The 8,742-nt window shown below is 76.3% G+C and carries 7 protein-coding genes and 2 pseudogenes; all 9 read right to left on the reverse strand.

Annotated elements, in window-relative coordinates; genetic code table 11:
* Window positions 1-42 precede the first annotated feature (42 nt).
* Window positions 43-1,215, reverse strand: a complete 1,173-nt coding sequence (locus IFT45_RS03705) for a flagellar hook protein FlgE (RefSeq protein ID WP_056057496.1) — start codon at window positions 1,213-1,215, stop codon at window positions 43-45.
* An 85-nt stretch (window positions 1,216-1,300) separates the two neighbouring features.
* Window positions 1,301-1,762 carry a flagellar hook assembly protein FlgD gene (locus IFT45_RS03710; RefSeq protein ID WP_192126684.1) on the reverse strand — a complete coding sequence of 154 codons (462 nt, stop codon included), beginning with the start codon at window positions 1,760-1,762 and terminating at the stop codon, window positions 1,301-1,303.
* A 58-nt stretch (window positions 1,763-1,820) separates the two neighbouring features.
* A complete protein-coding gene (locus IFT45_RS17715) occupies window positions 1,821-3,443 on the reverse strand; it encodes a flagellar hook-length control protein FliK (protein WP_371810867.1) in 1,623 nt (540 codons plus the stop codon).
* 194 nt (window positions 3,444-3,637) lie between these two features.
* Window positions 3,638-4,367: pseudogene (locus IFT45_RS17720) on the reverse strand (C40 family peptidase); the annotation flags it as partial.
* On the reverse strand, window positions 4,262-4,768 hold the full coding sequence (locus tag IFT45_RS03720; RefSeq protein WP_185230422.1) for a flagellar export protein FliJ: 507 nt from the start codon (window positions 4,766-4,768) through the stop codon (window positions 4,262-4,264). The pseudogene IFT45_RS17720 and the gene IFT45_RS03720, both read right to left, overlap by 106 nt.
* On the reverse strand, window positions 4,768-6,057 hold the full coding sequence (locus IFT45_RS03725) for a FliI/YscN family ATPase (RefSeq protein ID WP_255465589.1): 1,290 nt from the start codon (window positions 6,055-6,057) through the stop codon (window positions 4,768-4,770). The genes IFT45_RS03720 and IFT45_RS03725 overlap by 1 nt, the downstream gene beginning before the upstream one ends.
* Window positions 6,058-6,167: 110 nt before the next feature.
* Window positions 6,168-6,854: a FliH/SctL family protein gene (locus IFT45_RS03730; RefSeq protein WP_192126688.1), complete on the reverse strand. Its 687-nt coding sequence runs from the start codon at window positions 6,852-6,854 to the stop codon at window positions 6,168-6,170.
* Window positions 6,855-7,193: 339 nt separating this feature from the next.
* The gene (fliG, locus tag IFT45_RS03735) at window positions 7,194-8,252 is read right to left on the reverse strand and encodes a flagellar motor switch protein FliG (protein WP_341777342.1); all 1,059 of its coding nucleotides are present in this window, start codon (window positions 8,250-8,252) and stop codon (window positions 7,194-7,196) included.
* Window positions 8,249-8,742: pseudogene (locus IFT45_RS03740) on the reverse strand (flagellar M-ring protein FliF); the annotation flags it as partial. The gene fliG and the pseudogene IFT45_RS03740, both read right to left, overlap by 4 nt.

Here is an 8,742-nt window from a genome sequence, read left to right on the forward strand (position 1 = left end):
GGTTCGTCCGGGCCGAGCAGGCGCGGCGCGGCGCGCGTCGAGCTAGCGCTTCAGGTTCGTGAGCTCCTGCAGCACCTCGTCGGAGGTCGTGATGATGCGGGCGTTCGCCTGGAAGCCGCGCTGCGCGACGATCAGGTTGGTGAACTCCTGCGAGAGGTCGACGTTGCTCATCTCGAGCGTGCCGCTCGAGAGCGAGCCGACGCCGGGCGAGCCGGGGATGCCGAGCGCGGCGCCGCCCGAGTTGGCCGTGGCGCGGTAGCCCGACGCCCCCGCCTTCTCGAGGCCGCCGGGGTTGGTGAAGGTGGCGAGCGCGATGCGGCCGAGGGCGAGCGACTCGCCGTTGCTGAACTGGCCGACCAGCGTGCCGTCCTTCGAGAGGGTGAAGCCCTGCAGCGTGCCCGCCTCGCGGCCGTTCTGGTCGGTGACCGCGACGGTGTTGAGCTGCGCGAAGCCGGTGATCTTCGACAGGTCGACGGTGATGCCGTCGACGACCATCGAGCCGGCGCCGACCTGCGCGCCGTCCTGGAAGGCGAGGGTGGTGTTGCCGCCCGCGCCCGAGCCGTCGGTGCCGACGACGTTCCAGCCGCCCGCCGTGCGCGTGAACGACAGCGTCAGGGTCTTCTCCGTGCCGAAGGCGTCGTACACCTTCGTGTCGCGCGTCAGCGTCGAGCCGACGGCGGTCTCGGAGGGGAGGTTGCCGGCCACGTTCGCGGCGGTGGTCGCCGTGGCGGGGGCCGCGCCGTTGAGGGGCAGCGTGATGTCGCCGATGGCGCCGCCGTCGTTGACGACGCCGTCCGCGGCCGAGTAGCCCTGCACGATCTTGCCGTCGGCCGACACGAGGCGGCCGTCGGCGTCGAAGTCGAAGGCGCCGGCGCGCGTGTAGAGGGTGTCGTTGCCGAGGCGGGTGACGAAGAAGCCGTCGCCCGAGATCATCAGGTCGGTCGCCTTGCCGGTGGCCTGGGCCGAGCCCTGCGCGAAGTTGGTCGAGATGCCCGCGACCTGCACGCCGAGGCCGACCTGGGCGGGGTTGGTGCCGCCGATGCCGGTCTGCGGCCCGCCGGCGCCCTGGGTCATCTGCGACAGGGTGTCCTGGAACTGCGTGGTCGAGGCCTTGAAGCCCGCGGTGTTGACGTTGGCGATGTTGTTGCCGGTCACGTCGAGCATCGTCTGGTGCGAACGGAGGCCCGAGATGCCGGAGTAGAGGGAGCGGAGCATGGCAGCTGCCTTTCAGGGAGCATGAGGGAGGCGCGTCCTGCGCGGAGAGACCGGTCGCGTCCTGCAGCCGGTGTGGTGCGGGGAGCTACGGGGCGGTGGGAGCGGTCGGGGAGGTCGGCGCGGTGATGCCCGAGATGAGGTCGAGGGCGACCTCCTTGCCGGCGACGGTGACCTTGGGCACGGAGTCGGCGAAGGAGACCTTGGTCGCGGTGCCGGTGACGCTCTTGCCGTCGGCTCCGGTGTAGCTGACCTGCTGGCCGATGAGGTTCGAGGCCGCGATGCGCATCTGCAGCGAGAAGCCCTCGTTCGCGGTGGTGGTCTGGTTCGTGACCTGCTCCATCATCGCGAGCTGGGTGGTCTGCGAGATCATCGCGTTCGTGTCCATCGGCGACGACGGGTCCTGGTTCTTCAGCTGCGTGACGAGCAGCTTCATGAAGATCTCGCTGTCCATGGTCTGCTTCGGGGCGCGGCCGGCGCTGGCGGCGGCCATCGCGGCGGCCTGCGTGGCCGGGTCGACGGTTCCGGAGATCTGGTCGATCGAGGGCATGTGACGGGACTTCCTGGTCGGGGTCGTGAGGTCGAGGGGAGGCGGCGGGCGCGGTCGGTCAGGCGAGCACGTCGAGCGAGGTGACGGGCCCCGAGGAGGCGCGGTGCACGCCGTCCGCGCGGGCGGCGGCCCCGAGGCCGGTGCCGGAGCGCCGCAGCCGCTCGTCGTCGGGTGCCCGCCCGGCGGCGCCGTCGCCCCGGCCGTCGCGCTCATCGGCGCCCGCGGCCGCGCCGCGGTCGTCGGAGGGGGCGTTCTGGCCGGAGAGGTCGATGCTCGTCGGGACCCCTGAGCCGCCGAGGTCGCGGCGCAGGTCGGGCAGGATCGCCCGGACCGCCTCGCGCCCGGCGTCGGACGCCGCGAACATCTCGACGTGCATGCCGTGCGCGCCCACGTGGGCACGGACGGTCACGGGCCCGAGGGCCTCCGGGCTGACGCTGACGGTCACGACGTGGGTGCCGGGACCGGCGGCGGCCAGCGAGAAGAGCGGCCGGTGCAGCTGCGGGGTGAGGGAGGGCGCCGGGGCCGACGGGGCCGCGGCCGGGGCGGGCGTGGCCGCCGCGGTCGCGCTCGGGCCGGAGGCGGGGGCCACGACCGGCACGGCGAGGAGGGCGGCGGGGCCGGGGTCGGCGGGGGTCGGGGCGGCCGCCGCCGCGCCGGGCGCGGAGCCCGTGGCGGCCGTGCTGCCCGTGGCGGAGCTCGACGCGGCAGGGCCGGCCGGGGCCGCCGCGAGGGTCCCGAGGTCGGGCGTCGTCGACGTCACGACGACGGGCGCGGAGGCGGTCGTCGCTCCGACGGGACCGCCCGCGGCCGTGGGGTCGCCGGCGGGCACGGCGGGGGCCGGCGCCGGGGCCACGGGCGAGGCGGCACTGCCCGTGGACGGGGCGGCGGGCGACGGCGCGACGGGACCCGGCAGGGCCGGGGTCGACGTGGTCGGTGCGGAGGTGGCGGGAGAGGCGACGGAGGCGGCGGCCGGGGAGGCGACGCCGCTCACGTCGCCGAGGGCACCCGCGGCGCTACCGTGCGCACGGGAGGTGCCGGGGACGACTGGGCCGGTGCCCGTCGACGTCGGGGGCAGGCTCGCCGTCGCCGAGGCGAGGACCGCCGCGGCGCCGGACGACGTGCCGGGCAGCACCCCGGCCACCGGCGAACCGACGACTGCGGCGGGGTCGACGGCGGCGGTCACGCGATCCGTGGTCGTGGTCGTGGTCGGAAGGGCCTCGGTCGTCGGCGCCTCGACCATCGTCGGAGCGGTGCCGAGCCACGGCGCGGTCGCGGCGAGGACGGCCGTCGGGAGCGGACCCGACGCAGCCGGGACGACGGCGGCGGACGTCGCATCGGATGTGGCGGAGACGGCGGTGCCGGACGCGGGATCGACGACGGCCGCGGCCGCGTCGTCCGCTGCGGGAGCGGTCTCGCTCCGCGCTGCTCCACTCCGGAGTGGATCAGCGACCCCGGCAGGCGTCGCGCCCGTGCCGGGGGCGTCGCCGACGCGCGTCGGGGCAGGTGCACGGTCGTCCGCGCCAGCGGGGCGAGCGGGGTGCGGCTGGACCCGCGACTCCCCCACGGCCTCGCGGGTCAGCCGGGCGGCGGCCGCCCGGGTGGCGACGACGTCACGGGCGGCGCCGGCGTCACGCGACGAGCCGGCGTCACGCGACGAGCCGGCGTCGCGCGCCGAGCTCATCGCCGCGCCGAAGGCCCCGAGCGCCGCCGCGCCCGAGGAGGGGACGGCGCCCGAGCCGAGCCCGGCGGCGCGACCCGACGCGGGCAGCGCCGACGGCGCCGGCGGCGCGGACGACAGCGTGCGCAGGCCGCTCACGAGGTCGCTCCCGACCGCATCAGCTGCTGCAGCTGCGCGGTCATCAGGTCGACGTTCTNTCGCGGGCACGACGCGGCGGATGGTCGCGAGGTCCGAGTCCTTGTACCAGTTGTTCACGATCTGCACGTCCTTGCCGGGGCGCGGGGCGTGCAGCACCTTGCCGTCGCCGAGGTAGATCACGATGTGCCCCTCGCCCTTCGGCACGAGCAGGTCGCCCGGCTTCGCCTCGGCGAGCGACGGCACCTCGGCGCCCATGTCGGCCTGATCGGGCACGACGCGGGGCATGGCGACCCCGAGGTCGGCGAACACGCGCTGCACGAGCCCGGAGCAGTCCATGCCGCTCGCGTCCTCGCCGCCGAACACGTACGGCACGCCCAGGTACTTCTTCGCGGTCTCGACGACGTCGGGGCCGGTCGCCCCGCTGCCCGAGGCCACGGCGCCCTTCACGGCGTCGACGGAGGCGGTGGTCGAGAGCGAGCCCGCGCCGGCGGCCGAGGAGGCGGCCGGTGTCGCCCCGGTGCCGGCGAGCGCGTCGGCGAAGGCGCCGGCGGACGCGGCGGACGTGCCGGTGCCGGTGCCGGCCGCGGCGGCGCCGCCGAGCAGCGCGGCCGCCCCGCCGGTGCGGAGCTGGGCGATCTGGCTCTGGATGTCCTGGATGCGTGACAGGACCTCGGTCACGGGGCTCACGAGCGTCCTCCGGGAGGGGTCGAGGGGGAAGGCGGGAAGGGCGAGGGAGTCGTGGTGCCGACGGCCGGGGCAGGCGCCGCGGTCGGGGCGGGCGGGGCCCACGACTGCGTCGCGATCTCGTCGAGGGCGACCTGCTCGTCGTGCAGGTCCTCGGCGGCGGAGAGCACCGCGTGCTTCTCCTCCAGCTTCTCGAGCCCGATGGCGGCGCGGCGGGCCTCGCCGAACGCGGCCTGGGCCTCGGCGGCCTCGGCCTGGCGGCGCTGCGTCACGGCGTCGAGCTCGGCGAGCATGCCCCGGGTCGAGGCGCGCGACGCGGCGACCGCGCTGAGCATGGCCGCGTCGGTGATGGCGACCGGGCCGTCGTCGAGCGTCCGCCGCGCCGCGAGCCGCGCGTCGGCGGCCGTCCGCAGGCGGCCGTTCGCGTCGGCGAGGCGGCCGGCCGCGATGTCCTGCTGCGCGTGGCGGAGCCGGAGCAGGCCCGCGAGGGAGAAGGATCGGGGCATCAGGCACCTCCGAGTCGAGCGGTGAGCTGGGCCAAGCGGCCCCACGACTCGGTCGAGGGGGCCTGGTCGTCCATGGCCTGCTGGAGGAAGGCGTCGATGGAGCCCTGGTGGTCGACGGCCGCGTCGACGAGCGGGTTCGTGCCGCGCTGGTACGCGCCCACGTCGAGCAGGTCCTGCGCGGCGCGTCGGGCGGCCATCACCTTGCGGAGGCTCGTCGCCGCGGCGCGCTGGGCCGGGGTGGTGACCTTCGAGGCGACGCGCGAGACCGAGCCGAGGGCGTCGACGGACGGGAAGTGGCCGGTCACGGCGAGCTTCCGGTCGAGCACGACGTGGCCGTCGAGGATGCTGCGCGCGGCGTCGGCGATCGGCTCGTTGTGGTCGTCGCCGTCGACGAGCACCGTGTAGAGGCCCGTCACCGAGCCGACGCGGTCGGTGCCGGCGCGCTCGAGCAGCTCGGCGAGCACCGAGAAGGTCGACGGCGGGTAGCCGCGGGTGGCCGGGGGCTCGCCCACCGAGAGGCCGATCTCGCGCTGCGCCATGGCCACGCGGGTCAGCGAGTCCATCATCAGCACGACGTCGGCGCCCTCGTCGCGGAACGACTCCGCGATGCGGGTCGCGACGAACGCGGCGCGCAGCCGCATCAGGGCCGGCTCGTCGCTGGTCGAGACGACGACGATGGAGCGCGCGAGGCCCTCGGGCCCGAGGTCGTCCTCGAGGAACTCCCGCACCTCCCTGCCGCGCTCGCCGACGAGGGCGACGACGCTGACCTGGGCGTCCGTGCCGCGGGCGATCATCGAGAGCAGCGACGACTTGCCGACGCCCGAGCCCGCGAAGAGCCCGACGCGCTGGCCGCGGCCGACGGTGGTGAGGGTGTCGAGTACGCGCACACCGAGCTGCAGGGGCGTGTCGATGCGGGCCCGGTGCATGGCGGAGGGGGTCTCGTGGTGCAGGCCGACGAGGTCGACCGGACGGCCGTCGGGGCGGCGCAGCGGGCCCTTGCCGTCGATCGGGCGGCCGAGGCCGTCGAGCACGCGGCCGAAGAGGCCGGCGCCGGTCGGCACGAGCAGCGGGCGGCCCGTGGAGCGGGCGGGCGTGCCCGCGGTGACGCCGGTCAGTCGACCGAGCGGCATGCAGCGGAGGCCCTCGGGGGTGGTCGCGACGACCTCCGCGAGGGTGGCGCCCGGAGCGCCGGGGCCGGCGGAGTCGCCGACGGTGACGACGTCGCCCACGGCGGCGTCGAGCCCCTGGACGGTGAGGCCGAGGCCCACGGCGCTGACGACGCGCCCCACGCGCTGCGGGCGGGCGGCGACGCGGGCGGCCGCGACGCGCGCGCCGAGGTGCGCGGCGAACGGGTCGCCGGTGCGCTCGGCGGAGAGGTCGAGGGGAGTCGCGGTGAGGGTCACGAGGCCACCTCGTCGCCGTCGCCGAGCAGCGCCGTGCGTGCCCGGCCGAGCGCCGTCGACAGCCGGGCGTCGACCAGGCCGGTGGGCAGGTCGGCCTCGGCGTCGCCGGGGCGGAGCGAGGGGTCAGCGACGACCTCGACGCCGGCCGAGCGGGCGGCGTCGGCGACGAGCGCGGCGTCGGCCGGGTGCAGGCGCACCCGCACGACGACGGAGGGGTCGAGGCCGTCGAGGGCCCGGGCGAGGGCGGCGCGGGCCGTGCGGCCCCCGCGCGGGTCACCGTCGCGCGAGCGCTCGGAGGCGGCGACCTCGTAGCCGACCACCGCGGAGGCGAGGTCCAGCGCGGTCGCGACCAGCGCCTCCTCGGCCTCGTGCAGCACGGGCACGACGCGCTCCTCGAGGGCGCGGCCGGCGGCCGCCAGGGCCGTGAGGGAGGCGGCGGTCGCCTCCTGCAGGCGCGCCAGGGCGTCCGCGTGCTCGGCCTCGAGCACGGCTCGACGGGCCGTCAGCTCGCGGTCGGCGGCCCGGAGCCCGGCGGCGTAGCCCGCGGCGTGGCCCGAGGCCTCGGCACGCGTGCGGCGCTCGACGTCGGGGTCGGCCTGGTCGGTCGCACGGGCACCGGTGAGCGACGGGTACACGAGGCGCGAGAAGGCGTCCTGGGCGGACGGGGCGTCCGGTCGGGACATCACGGGATCGAGCACAGAGCAGCCGTTCGACGGTGGGGAGTGCGGCCGATCCGTGGCCAGGGAGGTGAGCGATCCGTGCTCAGCTGCGACTCTCGGCGGTCGCGCGGGGGGCGTTAGCGCTCGCCCCGAAGGGGGGCCGGGCCGCCGGCCGCCGGCGGAGAACGAGAGGGATCCGGCGCGGAGCACCGGGGACGCCGCGATCCTCGGGCCGACGCCGGCCGATCACTCTCAAATTTGAGAGAGAGGGCTGCCGAGGGCGGGCGGGCGCCGCCGCGGGGGGGCGGCCGGGCTACGCGCCACTCTCAAATGTGAGAGTGATCCGCCGCGGCGGGGGCGGGGCTAGTCGACGAGGGCGTCCTCGTCGGCGCGGTGCACCGTGATGGCGCCCTGGGCCTCGAGCTCGCGGATGGCGCGCACGACCTCGGCCCGCGCCTCCTCGACCTGCGACTTGCGCACCGGGCCCATCGACTGCAGCTCGTCGTCGAGCAGCTCGCGGTTGCGCTCGGAGACGTTGCCCCGGATGACCTCGGTGACGGCGGCGAGCGCGCCCTTCATGGCGGTCGCCAGCACGGCGGCGTCGATGCCGCGGAGCACCTGCTGGATGTCGCGCGACTCGAGCTTGACGATGTCCTCGAACGTGAGCATGCGCGAGCGGACCTCCTCGGCGAGCGCCGGGTCGCGCTCGTCGAGGCCGTCGAGCAGGGCGCGCTCGGTGGCGCTGTCGCTGCGGTTGATGATCTCGACCAGGGGCTGGATGCCGCCGACGACCTCGACCTGCTCGCGCGGCGCGACGACGGCGCCGGCCCGCACCTTGAGGGTGGTCGCGACGATGCCGACGGCCTCCGGGGTCGCGGTGCCCATCGTGGCGATGGCCTGGGCGACGTCGGCGCGCACCTCGACGTCGAGCCCGGCCAGCACGGCGGAGGCCTGCTGCGGCCGGAGGTGCGCGAGCACGAGGGCGATGGTCTGCGGCAGCTCGCCGTCGAGCAGGGTGATGACCTGGCCCGGGTCGGCCTCGTCGAGGAACTCGAAGCTCTTGCCCATCGCGTTCGAGGCCAGGCGCTCCATCACGCCGGCGGCGCGCTCGGAGCCGAACGAGGCCTCGAGCAGGCCGACGGCGACGTCGTGGCCGCCGCGGCGCTGGTAGCGGCCGCTGACGCTGAGGTCGTGGAACTCCGCGACGGCCGACTCTGCCACCGCGGGGTCGACGCGGCGCAGCCGGACGATCTCGGCGGTGATCTCCTCCGCCTCCTCCTCGCTGAACTGCTTCATCACGGTGGCGGCGCGGGTCTGCTCCATCTGCATGAGGATCACCGCGACCTTCTGCGCACCGGTCAGGGGGGCGCCGCCCGCACCGGGGGCGGCGGTGCCGAGCCCGGCCAGGGGCACCAGGCTCACGAGCCGACCCGCTGGTCCATCAGGCCGCGCAGCAGCTCGGCGGTCTTCTCCGGGTCGCGCTCGGCGAGGGCGTCGATCTCGGCGCGCTTGCGCTCGGCCGACACGTGCTCGGGCGAGGGCTCGGGGGCGTCGACGCTGAGCAGCTGGGTGGGCGCGTCGTCGCCGAGCATGCGGCGGCCGGAGGCGCCGGCGTCGCCGAGGTCGAGCGGCACCGTGGCGTCCCAGGTCTGGGCGGGGGCGCCGGCGCTCAGCTCGCCGAGGTCGATCTCCTCCCGGGCCTGGCGGCGGCTGCGCTTCGCGAAGACGATCATCGCGACGATGATCGCCAGGGCGATCGCGCTGACGATGCCGACGGTGCGGACGGTGCTCCACATGGCGGCGTCCGCGGCGGCGGCGTCGGCGGCGGCCAGCGCCTCCTTCGCGGCGTCGGCGCCCGAGGGGTCGAAGTCGACCAGCGCGACCTTCACGTCGTCGCCGCGGGCCGCGTCGA

The sequence above is a fragment of the Frigoribacterium sp. CFBP 13707 genome (assembly GCF_014842245.1).
GTDB lineage: Bacteria > Actinomycetota > Actinomycetes > Actinomycetales > Microbacteriaceae > Frigoribacterium > Frigoribacterium endophyticum.